This window comes from Agreia sp. Leaf210 (assembly GCF_001421485.1).
In the GTDB taxonomy this organism is placed as follows: Bacteria; Actinomycetota; Actinomycetes; order Actinomycetales; family Microbacteriaceae; genus Agreia.
Map to the genome: position 1 here is coordinate 399,104 of NZ_LMKK01000003.1, position 15,277 is coordinate 414,380.

Annotated in this window: 16 protein-coding genes; 12 read left to right on the top strand and 4 right to left on the bottom strand. The window is 67.0% G+C overall.

Annotated elements, in window-relative coordinates; genetic code table 11:
* Window positions 1-38: 38 nt before the first annotated feature.
* The 5 genes from ASE64_RS12295 (at window position 39) to rbfA (ending at window position 6,742) form a co-directional block, all read left to right on the top strand.
* Window positions 39-1,802 carry a proline--tRNA ligase gene (locus ASE64_RS12295; protein WP_055781987.1) on the top strand — a complete coding sequence of 588 codons (1,764 nt, stop codon included), beginning with the start codon at window positions 39-41 and terminating at the stop codon, window positions 1,800-1,802.
* Window positions 1,803-1,913: 111 nt separating this feature from the next.
* Window positions 1,914-2,933, top strand: a complete 1,020-nt coding sequence (gene nusA / locus ASE64_RS12300; protein WP_055780868.1) for a transcription termination factor NusA — start codon at window positions 1,914-1,916, stop codon at window positions 2,931-2,933.
* Window positions 2,934-2,973: 40 nt separating this feature from the next.
* Complete coding sequence (locus ASE64_RS12305) at window positions 2,974-3,291, top strand: YlxR family protein (RefSeq protein WP_055780870.1); 318 nt, start codon at window positions 2,974-2,976, stop codon at window positions 3,289-3,291.
* 90 nt (window positions 3,292-3,381) lie between these two features.
* Window positions 3,382-6,195, top strand: a complete 2,814-nt coding sequence (gene infB / locus ASE64_RS12310; protein ID WP_055780874.1) for a translation initiation factor IF-2 — start codon at window positions 3,382-3,384, stop codon at window positions 6,193-6,195.
* Window positions 6,196-6,241: 46 nt separating this feature from the next.
* On the top strand, window positions 6,242-6,742 hold the full coding sequence (gene rbfA / locus ASE64_RS12315) for a 30S ribosome-binding factor RbfA (RefSeq protein ID WP_055780877.1): 501 nt from the start codon (window positions 6,242-6,244) through the stop codon (window positions 6,740-6,742).
* 13 nt (window positions 6,743-6,755) lie between these two features.
* Here the strand turns inward: rbfA and ASE64_RS12320 are convergent, their stop codons facing one another.
* From ASE64_RS12320 to ASE64_RS12330, 3 genes are read right to left on the bottom strand one after another with little or no spacing between them, the layout of a single operon-like run.
* Entirely contained in the window at window positions 6,756-7,748 is a 993-nt protein-coding gene (locus ASE64_RS12320; RefSeq protein WP_055780879.1) for a ketopantoate reductase family protein, read from the bottom strand.
* Window positions 7,749-7,779: 31 nt separating this feature from the next.
* On the bottom strand, window positions 7,780-8,442 hold the full coding sequence (locus ASE64_RS12325; RefSeq protein WP_055780882.1) for a hypothetical protein: 663 nt from the start codon (window positions 8,440-8,442) through the stop codon (window positions 7,780-7,782).
* A 47-nt stretch (window positions 8,443-8,489) separates the two neighbouring features.
* Window positions 8,490-9,410 carry an A/G-specific adenine glycosylase gene (locus ASE64_RS12330; RefSeq protein ID WP_442853835.1) on the bottom strand — a complete coding sequence of 307 codons (921 nt, stop codon included), beginning with the start codon at window positions 9,408-9,410 and terminating at the stop codon, window positions 8,490-8,492.
* 69 nt (window positions 9,411-9,479) lie between these two features.
* Here ASE64_RS12330 and ASE64_RS12335 point away from each other — a divergent pair, with 69 nt between their 5' ends.
* From ASE64_RS12335 to ASE64_RS12360, 6 genes are all read left to right on the top strand, one after another.
* Window positions 9,480-10,127 carry a GNAT family N-acetyltransferase gene (locus tag ASE64_RS12335; protein WP_055780886.1) on the top strand — a complete coding sequence of 216 codons (648 nt, stop codon included), beginning with the start codon at window positions 9,480-9,482 and terminating at the stop codon, window positions 10,125-10,127.
* Window positions 10,128-10,210: 83 nt separating this feature from the next.
* The gene (locus ASE64_RS12340; protein WP_156351870.1) at window positions 10,211-10,834 is read left to right on the top strand and encodes a hypothetical protein; all 624 of its coding nucleotides are present in this window, start codon (window positions 10,211-10,213) and stop codon (window positions 10,832-10,834) included.
* A gap of 56 nt (window positions 10,835-10,890) precedes the next feature.
* A complete protein-coding gene (gene truB, locus ASE64_RS12345; protein ID WP_055780892.1) occupies window positions 10,891-11,865 on the top strand; it encodes a tRNA pseudouridine(55) synthase TruB in 975 nt (324 codons plus the stop codon).
* Window positions 11,862-12,230 (top strand): hypothetical protein, encoded by a 369-nt coding sequence (locus ASE64_RS12350; RefSeq protein ID WP_055780895.1) that lies wholly within the window; start codon window positions 11,862-11,864, stop codon window positions 12,228-12,230. Before truB ends, ASE64_RS12350 begins: the two co-directional genes overlap by 4 nt.
* 39 nt (window positions 12,231-12,269) lie before the next feature.
* Window positions 12,270-12,734: a hypothetical protein gene (locus ASE64_RS12355; protein WP_055780898.1), complete on the top strand. Its 465-nt coding sequence runs from the start codon at window positions 12,270-12,272 to the stop codon at window positions 12,732-12,734.
* On the top strand, window positions 12,731-13,672 hold the full coding sequence (locus ASE64_RS12360) for a bifunctional riboflavin kinase/FAD synthetase (RefSeq protein WP_055780901.1): 942 nt from the start codon (window positions 12,731-12,733) through the stop codon (window positions 13,670-13,672). Before ASE64_RS12355 ends, ASE64_RS12360 begins: the two co-directional genes overlap by 4 nt.
* Here ASE64_RS12360 and ASE64_RS12365 read toward each other — a convergent pair.
* On the bottom strand, window positions 13,657-14,631 hold the full coding sequence (locus ASE64_RS12365) for an ROK family protein (RefSeq protein ID WP_235480612.1): 975 nt from the start codon (window positions 14,629-14,631) through the stop codon (window positions 13,657-13,659). The genes ASE64_RS12360 and ASE64_RS12365 overlap by 16 nt on opposite strands.
* An 80-nt stretch (window positions 14,632-14,711) precedes the next feature.
* Here ASE64_RS12365 and ASE64_RS12370 point away from each other — a divergent pair, with 80 nt between their 5' ends.
* Entirely contained in the window at window positions 14,712-15,176 is a 465-nt protein-coding gene (locus ASE64_RS12370; protein WP_055780904.1) for an SRPBCC domain-containing protein, read from the top strand.
* Window positions 15,177-15,277: the final 101 nt, after the last annotated feature.

A 15,277-nucleotide genomic window follows, 5' to 3' on the forward strand; every position in this document is an offset into this window, starting at 1 on the left:
GTCGGGTCGACACCGCTTCGATCAATAGACTGGTGAGCGTGTCAGTTCGCCTCAGCAACTATTTCCTCCGTACCCTCCGCGAAGATCCCTCCGATGCAGAGGTGGCGAGCCATCGCCTCCTCGTGCGCGGCGGCTACATCCGTCGGCAGGCCCCGGGCATCTTCGCGTGGCTGCCGATCGGCCTGCGCGTCAAGGCCCGGATCGAGAACATCATCCGCGAGGAGATGACGGCTGCGGGCGCACACGAGGTGCACTTTCCCGCCCTTCTGCCCAAGGAGCCCTACGAGGTCACGGGGCGCTACACCGAGTACGGCGACGGGATGTTCAGGCTCAGCGATCGCCACGAGGCCGACTACGTCCTGGCACCGACCCACGAGGAGGTCTTCACCCTTCTCGTCAAAGACCTGGTGAACAGCTACAAGGATCTGCCCCTGTCGATCTATCAGATCCAGGACAAGTACCGCGATGAGGCTCGGCCCCGCGCCGGTCTGCTGCGAGGCCGCGAATTTACGATGAAGGACGCGTACTCGTTCGACGTCACCGACGAGGGTCTCGAGGCCTCCTACCAAGCGCAGCGCGCGGCGTACGAGCGCATCTTCACGCGCCTCGGACTCGAATACGTCATCGTCAAGGCGGATGCCGGCGCGATGGGCGGCTCGAAGAGCGAGGAGTTCCTCCACCCGACTCCGATCGGCGAGGACACCTTCGTGCGCAGCGCCGGGGGATACGCGGCGAACGTCGAGGCCTTCACGACGACGCCGCCCGTGCCGCGCTCCTACGACGGGCTCACCCCGCCCGACGTGCACGACACCCCCGATACCCCCACGATCCAGACTCTGGTCGACCTGGCCAACGCCAACCATCCCCGGCCGGACGGCCGTTCGTGGACCGCGGCCGACACGCTGAAGAACGTCGTCTTGGCGCTCCGCAACCTCGACGGCACCCGCGAGCTCGTCGTCATCGGCCTCCCGGGCGATCGAGAGGTCGATCTCAAGCGCGCCGAGGTCGCCTTCGCGCCGGCCGAGGTCGAGGCCGCCATCGAGAAGGATTTCGTGGCCAATCCCGGCCTTGTCAAGGGCTACATCGGCCCGTGGTCGGCGGAAGGTCCCGTTCTCGGAACGACCGGTTCGACCGGCATCCGCTATCTGCTCGACCCGCGTGTCTCCGACGGCAGCGGCTGGATCACGGGCTCGAACCAGCATGGACGTCACGTGTTCGGCCTGGTCGCGGGTCGTGATTTCGGCTCCGACGGGGTCGTCGAGGTCGCTCAGGTTCTCGCCGGCGACGAGGCCCCCGATGGCTCCGGCCCCGTCGAGCTCGCCCGCGGCATGGAGATCGGCCACGTGTTCCAACTCGGCCGCAAATACGCGGAGGCCCTCGGACTGAAGGTGCAGGACGAGAACGGCAAGCTCGCCACTGTCACGATGGGGTCGTACGGCATCGGTGTGACCCGCATCCTCGCGATCATCGCCGAGCTGAACAACGACGACAAGGGTCTCATCTGGCCGAAGGCTGTTGCTCCGTTCGATGTGCACGTCGTGGCCACGGGACGAGACGCAGCCGTCTACGAGACAGCCGAGACGATCGTCGAGGCGATCGAGGCATCCGGGCTCGAGGTGCTCTACGACGACCGCCCGAAGGTGTCGCCCGGCGTCAAGTTCGGCGACGCCGAACTGCTGGGTGTACCGACGATCGTGATCGTCGGCCGTGGCGCCGTCGACGGGGTCGTCGAGCTCTGGGATCGCGCATCCGGCGAACGTGTCGAGGTGCCCATCACGGAACTGGTGCCGCGCCTTCGCTGATTTGCGTGCGCGGTACCGCGGAGTCGCTTCGTCGGGTAAATTGATCTGTTGGACCTGACGCCATCCGCGTCGGGGGACCACGAATTTAATACAGAAGAAGGAGGCCGGGTTATGGACATCGACCTCAGCGTGCTCAGGCTCTTGGAGCGCGAGCGGGAGATCCCGTTCGACGAACTGGTAGAGATCATCGAACAGGCGATCCTGACCGCCTACATCAAGCACACGACGCCGGTTCTGCCGGTCGACGCACCGAAAGACACGCCGGCGCCCGTGGCTCCGAATGCGCGCGTGCACCTCGACCGCAAGAGCGGACACGTGAGCATCTACGTGCCCGAACTCGATGACGACGGTGCCGTGATCGGCGAGAGCGAAGACAGCCCGAGCGACTTCGGTCGTATCGGAGCCTTCGCGGCGAAGCAGGTCATCAACCAGCGTCTTCGCGACATCGCAGACGACGCTGTTCTGGGAGAGTTCAAGGGACGCGAGGGCGACATCGTCGCCGGAATCATCCAGCAGGGCCCCAACCCCCGCATGATCCACGTCGACCTCGGAACGATCGAGGCCATCCTCCCTCCGGAGGAGCAGGTGCCGGGCGAGGACTACTCTCACGGCTCGCGTATCCGCGTCTACGTGACGAGCGTGTCGAAGGGAACCAAGGGTCCTTCGATCACGGTCTCCCGCACGCACCCCTCGCTCGTGCGCAAGCTGTTCGCGCTCGAGGTTCCCGAGATCGCATCGGGCGCTGTAGAGATCGTGTCGCTCGCACGCGAGGCCGGCCACCGCACTAAGATCGCCGTTCGCGCCACCGAGCCGGGAATCAATGCCAAGGGCGCCTGCATCGGCGAGCTGGGCCAGCGGGTTCGTGCCGTGACGAGCGAGCTCGGTAACGAGAAGATCGACATCGTCGACTTCTCGACCGATCTGCCCACGTTCGTCGCCAACGCGCTGTCACCGGCGAAAGTGTCGAGCGCGTTCGTGATCGACGAATCGCTGAAGGCCGTCCGCGCGCTCGTTCCCGACTACCAGCTCTCGCTGGCCATCGGCAAGGAGGGGCAGAACGCCCGCCTCGCCGCGAAGCTCACCGGTGCGAAGATCGACATCCAGCCCGATTCGGTGATGGACGAGGCCTGACGCCGCGTCACCACGGGGATCGATTCGGGGGAGGTGTAGTATGGAACCCGTAAGAACGTGCGTCGGTTGCCGCGCGCGCGCCGATCGATCCTCTCTTCTGAGGGTCGTCGCCCGGAATCCAGTCGTGGTCGTCGATGAGACGGCCGTTCTGCCCGGTCGGGGCGCGTGGGTGCATCCCCGCATCGAGTGCGTCGAAAAGGCGCAGACGCGCAAGGCTTTCGGCCGGGCGCTGCGCATCAAGACCGCACTCGACACGTCCTCCGTTCTCGATTTTCTCGAGCGGCAGGCGACTCATCCATCAATCCGCAGACATTCAGTTTCTAAAGAACAGGCTGAAACGTACATCGTGACCAACTAATGAGTGACAACTAATGAGCGGCTCCAAATGAGCCCCGCGCACAACTAATGGTCTGCCCCTGTTTGGGAGCGGATCCCAGACAGGAGAATTGTGGCTGCAAAACCACGCGTACACGAAGTCGCCGCCGAACTCGGCGTCGACAGCAAGATCGCCCTCGCGAAGCTGAAAGAAATGGGTCAGTTCGTCAAGGGCCCGTCATCGAGCATCGAGCCGCCCGTCGCCCGTCGCCTGAAGGAAGCCCTTCTCGCTGACGGTGCCGGCGCGGCCGCCTCGACGCCCGCTCCGGCGAAGGCCGCCCCGTCACCCGCCCGCCCCGGTGGAGCGCGGACGACGGCGACCCCCGGACCGGCGCGTCCCGCGGCACCCGCCGCACCCACCCCTGCGGCTCCCGCGGCTCCGGCCGTGGAGACTCCGACCCCCGCTGCCGCACCTGCTGCACCGGCGGAGACTCCCGCTGCGACCCCGACCCCGGCTCCCGCCGTCGAGACGAGTCAGCCCGCCGCCCCCGTGGCTACGGGCGACACCGCTCCCGCCGGTGGAGCGCCGCGACCCGGTGCCCCCCGCCCGGGCAACAACCCGTTCGCCAGCCAGCAGGGCATGCAGCGCCCCGGCGCCCCGCGCCCCGGCAACAACCCCTTCGCCAGCCAGCAGGGCATGGGCACCACACCGGCACCCCGCGCGGGCACCGGTGGAGGCTCGACCGGCGCGATCCCGCGTCCGGCAGCGCCTCGTCCCGGCGCGCCTCGTCCGGGCGCTCCGCGTCCCGGCGGCGCAGGCCAGGGCGCACGCCCCGGCGGCTTCGGCCAGCGTCCCGCGGGTGCCGGCGGCGGATTCCGCCCCGGTGGTGCGGGCGGCGCTCGCCCGGCGGGCGGCGGTTTCCAGCGCCCCGGCGGCGCTCCTGGAGCGACGCCCGGTTTCGGTGCGCCTCGCCCCGCGGGTGGTGGCGGCCGCGGTCGTGGCCCCGGCGGAGGAACGGCCGGAGCCTTCGGTCGTGGAGGCGGTCGTGCCAAGGCACGTAAGTCGAAGCGTACGAAGCGGGCTGAATTCGAGCTGCGGGAAGCCCCGTCGCTCGGAGGCGTCAGCGTTCCCCGTGGTGACGGCTCGACCGTGGTGCGACTGCGCCGCGGAGCATCCATCACCGACTTCGCCGACAAGATCGACGCGAGCCCCGGAAACCTCGTCACCGTGCTGTTCCACCTCGGTGAGATGGCGACGGCGACGGAGTCTCTCGACGAGGCGACCTTCGACATCCTGGGTGAAGAGCTCGGCTACAAGATCCAGATGGTCTCTCCGGAGGACGAGGATCGCGAGCTGCTGAGTGGCTTCGACATCGACATCGATCAGGAGCTCGAAGACGAAACCGACGACGTTCTCGAGATCCGTCCGCCCGTCGTGACGGTCATGGGTCACGTCGACCACGGTAAGACGAGGCTCCTCGACGCGATCCGCAGCGCGAACGTCGTTGCAGGCGAAGCGGGTGGCATCACCCAGCACATCGGTGCCTACCAGGTCTCGGCCGAGCACGAGGGCGTCGAGCGAAAGATCACCTTCATCGACACCCCGGGCCACGAGGCGTTCACCGCCATGCGCGCCCGTGGTGCGCAGGTCACCGACATCGCCATCCTGGTTGTCGCTGCCGATGACGGCATCATGCCGCAGACGGTAGAGGCACTCAACCACGCCCAGGCTGCCAACGTGCCGATCGTGGTCGCGGTGAACAAGGTCGACAAGGTCGGTGCGAACCCGGCGAAGGTGCGCCAGCAGCTCACCGAGTTCGGCCTCGTCGCCGAGGAGTACGGCGGAGACGTCATGTTCGTCGACGTGTCTGCTCTCAACAACATCGGTATCAAGGAACTCCTCGACGCCGTGTTGCTGACCGCGGACGCGGGTCTCGACATGCGCGCCAACCCCAACAAGGATGCCCGTGGCGTCGCCATCGAGGCGAAGCTCGACAAGGGCCGTGGTGCGGTTGCAACCGTGCTCATCCAGTCGGGAACGCTGCGCGTCGGAGATCCGATCGTCGCCGGAACCGCCTACGGCAAGGTGCGGGCAATGCACGATGAGGATGGAAACATCGTCACCGAAGCTACGCCCGCCCGCCCCGTGCAGGTGCAGGGACTCTCGACGGTGCCCCGCGCCGGCGACACGTTCCTGGTCACCGAAGACGACCGCACCGCCCGGCAGATCGCCGAGAAGCGCGAAGCCGTCGAGCGCAACGCGCTGCTGGCCAAGAGCCGCAAGCGCATCTCGCTCGAGGACTTCACCCGTGCACTCGAAGAGGGCAAGGTCGAGTCGCTCAACCTCATCATCAAGGGTGACGTTTCCGGTGCCGTCGAGGCGCTGGAAGAGTCGCTGCTCAAGATCGAGGTCGACGATTCGGTTCAGCTGCGCATCATCCACCGCGGTGTGGGTGCTGTCACGGAGTCCGACGTCAACCTGGCCACGGTCGACAACGCGATCATCATCGGGTTCAACGTGCGCCCCGACACGAAGGCGCGCGAGCGTGCCGCTCGTGAAGGTGTCGACGTGCGCTTCTACTCGGTCATCTACTCCGCGCTCGAAGACATCGAGAACTCGCTCAAGGGCATGCTCAAGCCCGAGTTCGAAGAGGTGCAGTCGGGTGTGGCGGAGATCCGCGAGGTCTTCCGTTCCTCCAAGTTCGGAAACATCGCCGGTGTCATCGTGCGCTCGGGAACCATCACGAGAAACGCCAAGGCGCGGGTCATCCGCGACGGCGTCGTGGTCGGCGACAACCTGGCCATCGAGTCGCTGCGTCGTTTCAAGGACGACGTCACCGAGGTTCGTACGGACTTCGAAGCCGGTATCGGCCTCGGCAAGTTCAACGACATCCAGATCGGCGACGAGATCGAGACCATCGAGATGAAGGAGAAGCCGCGCGTCTAGTCCTCACGGACTTCGATCGCAGCTTCGAAAGAGAACGGAAAGCACCATGGCTGATCCCGCACGCGCCAGAAAAATGGCAGAGCGAATCCAGGTCATCGTCGCGAAGACGCTCGAGCGGGGGTTGAAAGACCCCCGCCTGGGCTTCGTCACCATCACGGATGTGAGGGTGACGGGCGACCTGCAGCACGCATCGGTCTTCTACACGGTGTACGGCTCAGACGAGGAGCGCGCAGACAGCGCGGCTGCTCTGAAGAGCGCCACGGGAATGCTGCGGAGCGAGGTGGGCAAGAACATCACGGCCCGCCTCACTCCGAGCCTGGAGTTCATTCCAGACGGCATTCCCGAGAACGCCCAGCTGATCGACGGTCTCCTGGCCGAAGCGCAGCAGCGAGACGCCGAGACCCTGCGGCTCGCTCGCGAGGCTCAGTACGCCGGCGACGCCGATCCGTACATCAAGCCGCGCGAACTGGGCGACGACGAGCTCGACGAGCTCGACGACGAAGACGACGACAACGACAACGAACCGGTGTCGGCTCCTCGTCACTGACCGCGCTAGCTGGTCAAGCGAATTCAGCGGCGACTTCCTCCACACCGAGGAAGTCGCCGCTTTTCTCTACCCTGTGCACCAGTTCGGTGAGTCGCTCGTTGATCGGTGCCGTCAGTCCTGCCTCGGATGCAGCCCTGACGACGGCTCCGTGCAGGAAGTCGATCTCGGTGGGCTGGCCCCTCCGGATGCTCTGCAGGGTCGATCCCGGATTCGGCGTGTCGCCCATTCGCGCGGCCATCAGCCTCGGGAGCGCTCGCCCGATGGAGATCGGCGCGAGCGCGAAGGCCCGCAGCACGGGCTGGCTGAGGCCCTGCAGCGATGCGAACCGGACTCCGGTAGACAAACCGATCCGCACGGCCTCGCGCATGCTGGCCGTGACGATGCGTCCGAGCACCGGATGCACGAGCGTCTCCTGGGCAGACAGACCGGTGATGGCGGGCATGGCATTGACCTGGTTCACGATGAGCTTCGACCATTGCGCGCCGCGGAAGTCGGCCACCAACAACGTCGGCATCGCCGCACCGAGCACGGATGCGATGTGGGCGGCGATATCCCGCCGGGCAGGATCGTCTGTGCCGATGACGGTGGGTCCCGCAGCGGTCACGTCGATGAGGCCCGGCTTCAGATAGCTCGCGGCATAGATCGCGATCGCCCCGATGACAGGGGAGTCGGGCAGGAGTTCTTCCGCAAGGCGAACCCCATCGAGTCCGTTCTGCACGATGACGACGGGGATCCCCACCAGGCTCTCGGCATTCACCGTGATCGCACCCGCCGCATCCTGTGCCTTGGTGCACACGAACACGAGCTCGGGCGCCGTCTCCAGCACGGCGGATGCCCGGGGCCGGGCCGTGTGCTCACCCCAGCCACCCGCGATGCGCAGACCGGATGTGCGGATCGTCTGCAGTTGATCGCCGCGCGCCGTGATGGCCACGTCATGTCCCACGCGATCGAGGAGCGCCGCGATGGTACCCCCGATCGCTCCTGCTCCGATCACGGCGATTCGCATAGGCCTAGCCTAGGCGGCGGGGTGCGCCGATCTAATTCCAGACGTCGCTGACGAGGGTGTCCAACAGACCTGGAGTCGAGACGTTGGCCTGGCTCACCCGGATGAACACGCCGTCGCGCACGAGCACGGTTTCACCGATCTCGACGTTGTACTTCGTCTCTGTCTCGGACTTCACGCACGTCTGGCCGGCGGCCTCCTGGGTGCAGCTGAATCCATCGGCGGGCAGCGACTGCAGGTACGGGGCCGAGACGCCAGGATCGGCCTGGCCGATCTCGACGGACAGGTTCGTGATGTCGGCCTGCGGGTCTCTCCACACGCACCGGAGTTCGGTTGCGGCGAGCATCGACTCGAGCAGAGTCGCGCCGCTCGGTGCGGAGGTCGGCGCGATGGATCCGGTCGGCGTGTAGTAGGGCCCGTCCGGGCTTCCGACCACCGACGGATCGTTCAACGGCCAGCTGCCGAACGTGGCAGCGAAAGGCGTCGAAGCGATGAGGGATGCGCAGTCGGTCGGGATCGCGTGTGCGGCGGGCTCGGGTGCCGGGGGCGTGGTCTCGGCCGCGCCCGCTTCGGGGCTGGCCGTGGGCGTGGCTGTGGTGGCTGGCGCGGTCGTGGGCTGGCCGTCGGACGGAGCCCCCGCGCATCCGGTCAGCACGACCGCGAGAAGGGTGACTGCTACCCCGAGGTGAGCTCTCATCGTGTTACCGCCTTCTTCTGTCGACCTGCTGGCCAGCATAGGGCCGCTCACGAGGGAAGGGCGAAGCCACCCGGTGTTCGGGCGAGGAGGCCGTCTCGGACGAGACCGTCGACGGCCCGCTCGAGCTGCACGCTGTCGTGCCAGACCGCATCGACGGCACCCGTGGACACGCCCTGGGTGGCCTCGCTCGTGCGAAGGAGAGCGAGGACCAGACCACGCACCTGACGGTCGGAGCCCTCGAACCTCTTCTGCACTTTCTTCTTCGGCCCACCCGTGTCCGGGAAGCCTGCTCGACGCCAGGCGCACAGCGAGCGCACGGGGCAGATATCGCAGCCCGGTCGGCGCGCCGTGCACACCACGGCACCGAGTTCCATGATGGCCGCGTTGAACCGACGGGCGTCGTGCTCGTCGTGGGGCAGGAGACGCTCCATGGCCTCGAGATCGCGTCGAGCGCTGGGAGGTCCCGCGTCGTCGCGTCCTTCGACCGAGCGGGCGATGACGCGGCGGGTATTCGTGTCGACGACCGGATGCCTGTGGCCGTAAGCGAAGACGGCCACGGCCCTCGAGGTGTAGTCGCCGATGCCCGGAAGCGCCCTGAGCGCCGCGACGTCGGACGGCACGATGCCCGCGTGTCTTTCGGTGATCGCTACGGCGCAGGCGTGCAGCCACAGCGCCCGTCGCGGATATCCGAGCGACTGCCATGCACGCACGGCCTCGCCGGGGGAGTCGGCGGCGAGCGCCTCGGGGGTGGGCCACCGAGCGAGCCACTCCTCGAGTCGGGGTATGACGCGCGCGACGGGCGTCTGCTGCAGCATGAACTCGCTCACGAGGATGCCCCAGGCGCCGAAGCCTGGAGCGCGCCAGGGCAGATCGCGCGCCGAATCCTCGAACCATTCGATCAATGAGCGGGCGTAGTCGCTCGTGCCGGACGCTCCTGAGGGGCCGATGGGCGGGGCGTTCGTCGTCACCGTGTCAGCCTAGGCTCACTTCGCGGCCGGATCGTGACGGCACCCGTGAGGTCGTGAGATGCTCGTGGCGTGATCGCTGACCTGTGGCCCCTCCTGAACCTGCGGTTGACGACCGAGCGCGTCGTCCTCCATTCTCCGAACGACGATGAACTCGCCACGCTCGCCGGCATTGCTGCGGAGGGCGTCCACGCGCCCGGGGAGCGGCCGTACCTGGTGCCCTGGACAGAAGGGACGCCGGGAGAGCGCGCCGTTCACGTGGTGCAGCAGCATTGGAGGCGGCGCGGCGAGTGGACTCCGGAGTCGTGGGAGCTCGAACTCGCGGTTTTCGTCGATGGACTGCCCGTGGGAATGGTGGCCTTGCGAGCCCGGGACTTCCGAGTGCGCCGAGAGGTGAAGACAGAATCGTGGCTCGGAATCGACTACCAGAGACGCGGGCTCGGAACCGAGGCCCGCGCCGCACTGCTGCACCTGGCATTCGCCGAGCTCGACGCGCAGAGCGCAGTGAGCGAGGTCTTCCAGGACAATGCGGCCTCCCAGGGCGTGTCTCGACGCCTGGGATATCGAAGAGACGGCATCTCCCGAGATGTCCGAGACGACGATGTGGTGGTCTCTGATCGCCTTCGCCTCGACAGGACAGAGTGGGCGAGCTCGGCTCGACTGAGCGTCGCGGCGTCGGGCGTGGCTCCGTGTCTGCCGCTCTTCGGCGTCTCGGGGTGACTGAGAGCGGCCGCGACCCCGGAACAGCAATGATCGCTCGACGTACTGACCCGCGGGCCGTACCGCGTGCCTAGACTTGACAGGTGTCATCAGACCTCTCCCCAGACCGCATAGACAGCCGCCGCTTCTTCGATGCGCAGGCCACCGAAATCGTGCACAACTACGGTCGTGGGCGGGCGATCGTCGCCATCGACGGTGCGGTCGGTGCCCTCGAATTCGGCCGTGAACTGGTCTCCGCCCTCGAGCGGGCGGGTCACGCGGCCGTGTTGGCATCGATCGACGACTTCGTGCAGCCGACGGTTCCGGGCGAGGCCACCCGGCATAGCTCGGGCGACTACTACGAACGTCGTTACGACTACGCCACGTTCAGGCGCGTGCTCGTGGATCCTCTCCGCCTGGGCGGAAGCGCCGGTTTCGTGGTGGCGGCCTTCGACGAGAGTGCTTCTCGTGCCGTCGAGCCCGTCTGGCGAACGGCGCCGGCCGACGCCATCCTCGTCGTCGCCGGACCATTCCTCGCGCGGGCAGAACTGCGCGGCACTTTCAACTACACGATCTTCCTCGAGACGCCGGCCAGGCCGAAGAACGCCTCGCTCGACGAGGCACTCGACCGCTACACAGCCGAGGCTGGTCCGCGCTTCAGCGCGACGGCCATCGTCGACACCACCGATCCCGACCGTCCTCGGAGGGTGTTCGCGGACAGCTGCTGACGCGATGGCCCCATGGGCGGCCCGAACAGTGGGCGGGGCGCGTTTACAGTTGAGGGGTGCCAGACCAGTTCACACGTGACAAAGCCGAGCCGTCGACCCGAAGCGGTGTCCTCCTCATCGACAAGCCGGCGGGCCTCACGAGCCACGACGTGGTCGCCAGAACCCGCCGCATAGCAGGAACGCGCAAGGTCGGGCACGCCGGAACACTCGACCCCATGGCAACTGGGCTGCTGGTGCTCGGCGTGAACACGTCGACACGCCTGCTCACCTACGTCGTCGGTCTCGACAAGGAGTACCTGGCGACGATCAGACTCGGCGTGGCGACGACGACGGACGACCGCGAGGGAGAACTCGTCTCTGTTGCGCCGTCGGGCGCGATCGGCGTCATCACGGCGGCGGACATCCGGACTGGGATCGCCGACCTGACGGGCGACATCGAGCAGACCCCGAGTTCGGTGAGCGCCATCAAGGTCGACGGCAAGCGCGCGTACGCTCTCGTACGGGAGGGCGTCGAGGTGAAGCTCACCGCGAGACCGGTCACCGTGTCGGAGTTCGAGGTCCTCGAACAGCGCTCTGCCAGCACACCCGACGGCGCCGCGGTGATCGACCTCGATGTGCGGGTCGTGTGCTCGTCGGGAACCTATATTCGCGCCCTGGCCCGTGACCTCGGTTCGTCTCTCGGAGTCGGTGGACATCTCACCGCCCTGCGGCGCACGCGTATCGGCCCGTTCGGCGTGTCCGAGGCCTTCGATCTCGAGACCGTCGTCGTGGCCGAGGCGCTCGAGGGGCCCGCCGCGACGGCCTCGCGACTCTTCGAGATCCTCGACCTCACAGCCCCGCAGAGCGTCGATCTGGGGCATGGCAAGAAACTCGAGCTCGGCGACGACGTTCCGGATGCCGCGGGTCCGGTCGCCGCGATCGCTCCGGACGGTCGGTTGGTCGGCCTCGTGTCCATCTCGGCTGGTCGAGCGAAGACGCTGGTGAATTTTCCTCCTGACCCGCAGCAGACCCCGAGCGGTGCGTCGGCATGATCGAGTGGTTCACCATCGCGCAGGTGGTCGTCGCCGTGGCAGGAGGCATCCTGTGCCTTGCCCTCGGTTTCGCGGGGCGGAAGCCGAACGACTACACGCTCGGAGTCGTGGCACTCGTCGAGGTGCTGCTGGTAGCGCAGCTGGTCTCGGCCATCGTGTCTCCGTTCGCGGGCAACAGCCCGAGCGGCGACCCTCTCGAGTTCTACACTTACCTGATCTCTGCACTCCTGCTGCCGGCGGCGGGGGTGTTCTGGGCCCTTGTGGAGAGAACGCGCTGGAGCACGGTGATCCTGGGAGTCGTGTGCTTGGCCATCGCCGTGATGGTCTATCGGATGAACGTGATCTGGTTCGTGCAGGGAGCCTGACGGAGAGCGGCCTCACGCGGGTTGTAAACTCGATTAGCCATGCCACAACTCACAGCTTCCGCGCCCCGCTCGACACGTTCGAAGGGTGTCGGCAGGGTACTCATCGTCGTCTACGGCATTCTCGCCCTCGGAGCGACCGGTCGCTCGTTCGTGCAGATCGCCCACTCGGTCGAAGACTCGCAACAGGTACCGCTCGCGTTCTGGCTGTCGGCCCTCGCCAGCGTGGTCTACATCGTCGCGACCATCGCGCTGATCGCGCCGGGGCGGGTCTGGTACCGCGTGGCCTGGATCACGATCACGTTCGAGCTCGTGGGGGTACTCGTGGTCGGCACCCTCAGCCTCACTCACCCCGAGCTCTTCGCCAGGCCGAGCGTGTGGTCGTGGTACGGCAACGGCTATCTGTTCATCCCCTTGTTCCTCCCCATCCTGGGCATGATCTGGCTTCGATCGCGCCGTGCGCGGGTCGTTGCGATCGAACGAGACACCCCGCCGGACGCCGCATGAGAGTGTTCACAGACCTCGACTCCGTACCCGCGGATATCGGCCGCACTGCCGTAACCATCGGCAAGTTCGACGGCGTGCATGCCGGGCACAGGGCGGTCATCCGTCAGCTTCTCGGCGTCGCTGACGCGCAGTCGCTCGCGAGTGTCGTCGTGACCTTCGACAGGCATCCGCTCGCGCTGCTCTCACCGGGCAGCTGTCCCGCAACCCTCGTGGGCACAGAGCGCAAGATCGAGCTGCTGTCGTCGACGGGTGTCGATGCGGCACTCGTGCTCACCTTCGACAGGGCCTTCGCAGACCAGACCCCCGAGGAGTTCGTCTCGCGGATGCTCGTCGATGCCCTGCACGCCAAGATCGTTCTGGTCGGCAGCGACTTCCGCTTCGGGGCGCGCGGCGCGGGCGACGTCGGACTGCTACGCGAACTCGGTCGACAGCACGGGTTCGAGGTGCAACTCATCGACGACGTGCGGCTCGATGGTGACCGGAGGGTGTCATCGACCTGGATCCGCGAGCTTCTGAGAGACGGAGATGTCGAAGGGGCGGCGGAGCTGCTCGGTCACATCCCCACCGTCCGCGGAATGGTCGTGCACGGCGCGAAGAGGGGGCGAGAGCTCGGGTTCCCGACTGCCAATCTGTCTCCGGAGTCGCAGGGTCTCATTCCCGCCGATGGCGTGTACGCCGGATGGCTCACCGATGATGGCGTGCGCTACCCAGCGGCCATCTCCGTCGGCAACAATCCGACCTTCACCGGGGTGCCTCAGAAACAGGTCGAAGCGTTCGTGCTCGACGAGGACATCGACCTCTACGACCACGTCGTCGACGTGGAGTTCACCCATCGCATCCGGGGCATGGTGAAGTACACGGGCGTCGGACCGCTCATCGAACAGATGAACGACGACGTCGTGCGCGTTCGAGAGCTGCTGGCTCAGACCGATCGGTAGACGAGGGCCGCGGCGCCGATGAGTGGTCCGTCGGTATCGAGGCCGGTAGGACGAACCTCGACGCGACGGGCGTAGTCGAACCGCGAGTAGCGGTCGATCGCGGTGCGGATGATGTCGAAGAGGTCGGGCGTGACGAGCGAGAAGCCGCCTCCGATGACGACAACCTCGAGATCGAGCAGCGTCGAGACCGAGGCGATCGCACGACCGATCGCCGTTCCGCTGCGAGTCACGGCGGCCACGGCGATGCGATCCTTCTCTGCATAGGCTGCGGCGAGGTCCTCGCCGGTCTCGCCCTCGAAGCCTCGCGCCTGTGCCCACGCGACCGTGTGCGGGCCCGACGCGATCTCCTCGAGCGTGCACGGGGCATCCACGTCGGTGAAACCGGGCACCTCGAGCTGCCCGATGTGCCCCGCGTTGCCGGAGAATCCGTCGACGACCGCTCCGCCGGAGACGACGCCGCCGCCGACACCGGTCGAGACGATCATGCCCATCATGTTGTCGGTACCTCGGCCGGCGCCCACCCAGTGTTCTGCGAGCGTGATGCAGAGCCCGTCGAGCCGCAGCTTGACGGGCGCGTCGTGCCCGAGGTCGCGCGTGGTGGCGGCCACGGTGTCGCGCAGGGCGAAGTCGCGCCACGCGGGCAGATTCACGGGGGAGACACGGCCCCTCTCGCGGTCGATCGGTCCGGCCGCTCCGATACCGACGCCCAGAAGTGTGGTGCCTTCGGGGAGCTGCTGGAGCGTCGACGTGACCACGGACACCACGGCGTCACGGAGCTCGTCGGAGGAGCGGTCTCGACCCGTCGGATGCCGGAAGCGGCTGCCGATGAGGAGGGCTCCGGTCTCGTCGACGAGACCCGATTCGACTTTGGTTCCACCGAAATCGACCGCGAGCACGACTCCCGGTCCGTGGATCTGGTCAGGGGTCGACGCGCTTGTCGTGAGGGTCTCTGTTGACACCCAGCCAGCCTAGGCCACGGGGCTCGCACACCCCGAGCGCACGAGTCTCGCCTGTCGGTCGTGCCGGATATCGTGAGCATATGGTCTTCGACGCGAACGCAGCTCCCATGCGCCCCCGCCGCGCCGTCGAGTCGCAGCTCCTGGTTCCGTTTCCTGCATCCGTCGTGTGGCCGTGTCTCGTCGACCCCGTGCTTCTCGACGGTTGGCTCGGCCACGTCCTGACCGATGGCCGCGTCGGCGGCCGCTTCGCCATCGTGTGGCCCCTCGGCGAGCCGCACGAGGCAGACTGGTTCGGCACCATCGACGAGAGCGAACCGCTGCGAAGGCTCAGCATCGACTTCGATCCATACGTCAGGCTCTCCTTCGACCTTGCTCCCGGTTTGGCCTCAGATCCCCGATCGTGCACGGTGACCGTCGTGCACGACGCGTCTCTCGCGGCGTCAGAGGCACGCGCGGTAGCGGCGTTCTGGGCCGAGCGACTTGACGACCTGTCCGAGCTCCTGCGAGGTCGACCGGTCGATTGGAACCACACCACCAAGCACTGACGAAGAACCACCGAGCACTGGCGAAGCGCTGATGCTGCGCTGGCAGTGTGCCGAGACTGCTCTCCAGCGTGTCAATGCCTGCCAGGCCACTGGCTCGGCCC

Excerpts from the sequence above, each read along its gene's own strand:
- ASE64_RS12350 (WP_055780895.1), top strand. The coding sequence starts at position 11,862 with ATGATCGAGTGGTTCACCATCGCGCAGGTGGTCGTCGCCGTGGCAGGA.
- nusA (WP_055780868.1), top strand. The coding sequence starts at position 1,914 with ATGGACATCGACCTCAGCGTGCTCAGGCTCTTGGAGCGCGAGCGGGAG.
- ASE64_RS12355 (WP_055780898.1), top strand. The coding sequence starts at position 12,270 with ATGCCACAACTCACAGCTTCCGCGCCCCGCTCGACACGTTCGAAGGGT.
- ASE64_RS12320 (WP_055780879.1), bottom strand. The coding sequence starts at position 7,748 with ATGCGAATCGCCGTGATCGGAGCAGGAGCGATCGGGGGTACCATCGCG.
- ASE64_RS12325 (WP_055780882.1), bottom strand. The coding sequence starts at position 8,442 with ATGAGAGCTCACCTCGGGGTAGCAGTCACCCTTCTCGCGGTCGTGCTG.
- rbfA (WP_055780877.1), top strand. The coding sequence starts at position 6,242 with ATGGCTGATCCCGCACGCGCCAGAAAAATGGCAGAGCGAATCCAGGTC.
- ASE64_RS12370 (WP_055780904.1), top strand. The coding sequence starts at position 14,712 with ATGGTCTTCGACGCGAACGCAGCTCCCATGCGCCCCCGCCGCGCCGTC.
- ASE64_RS12360 (WP_055780901.1), top strand. The coding sequence starts at position 12,731 with ATGAGAGTGTTCACAGACCTCGACTCCGTACCCGCGGATATCGGCCGC.
- ASE64_RS12305 (WP_055780870.1), top strand. The coding sequence starts at position 2,974 with ATGGAACCCGTAAGAACGTGCGTCGGTTGCCGCGCGCGCGCCGATCGA.